Origin of the sequence: Caballeronia sp. INML2 (genome assembly GCF_023631365.1) — a bacterium.
Lineage (GTDB): Bacteria > Pseudomonadota > Gammaproteobacteria > Burkholderiales > Burkholderiaceae > Caballeronia > Caballeronia turbans.
In genome coordinates this window covers 1-873 of record NZ_JALQDH010000011.1, presented here as the reverse complement: position 1 = coordinate 873, position 873 = coordinate 1, and the positions used below count along the sequence as shown (strand labels likewise).

Here is an 873-nt window from a genome sequence, read left to right as displayed (position 1 = left end):
GCGACCGGGTCGTCAAATCCCGCCCTAAACGGTACACCGTTCGTTATCTAAGAAAAGACCTTAACTGAACGGCATTAGCCCGCGCGGCGCTTTTTTTGCGTCCGGCCAAAGTTGTACCGACCTCTTGCGCGCCCTTCTCCGACCTAGCGCCGCGACGCGTGCGCGTCAATAGGCGACAAACCTGACTCTGAAACTTACATGACGCCAAAGCCCTGACGGCATAAGGCTTTGCCAGGCGTTTCCCATCCTGTGGGTAGTGTGCCTATCACATGGGCATTGCATTTTTGACACAGACACTCGGCGAACTTCAAATTTCTTTGGCGGTTATAACGTATTTTGTTAAATTGGTAACCAAAGTACCAAAACGAAGTACGCAAAAAGTAGTTTTACTTCAAAAGTCCAAAAGAAACTGAGGAACGGCACCGATCGACGGGTCGGCGTCAGGTTCGCGCCCACGACGCGTGAATCGCCACTAGCACCACAGCCCGCGCGTGTCCTTCCTCTGAAAACAATTTTCGGTTGGGTGCGCTCGCATCGAACCACACAGCAGCACTTGGGTTCTATTTCTTGACAGGGTTGGAGGAGATGATGAAGAAAGCTTTGCTCGCGTCGGCAGCACTGCTGACGTTCAGCGCGGTCGCGCACGCTCAAAGCAGCGTGACGCTCTATGGCCGCCTGGACGCGGGGCTCGAATATATGAACGGTGTGCCGACCGGTCCGGCCGGCGCGCCTGCCACTGGCAGTTCGCACCGCTTCAAGGCGGAAAGCGGCGACTGGGGCACGAGCTTGTGGGGTTTGAAGGGCGTCGAAGATCTGGGCGGCGGCTACCGCGCCGTGTTCCAGTTGGAAGGCAGCTTCAACACCATGACGGGT

Annotated in this window: 1 protein-coding gene; it reads left to right on the top strand. The window is 56.4% G+C overall.

Annotated features, from left to right (window positions below; genetic code table 11):
- Window positions 1-588 precede the first annotated feature (588 nt).
- The coding region (locus NCT32_RS03870; RefSeq protein ID WP_250489917.1) for a porin at window positions 589-873 on the top strand (285 nt) is incomplete at its 3' end.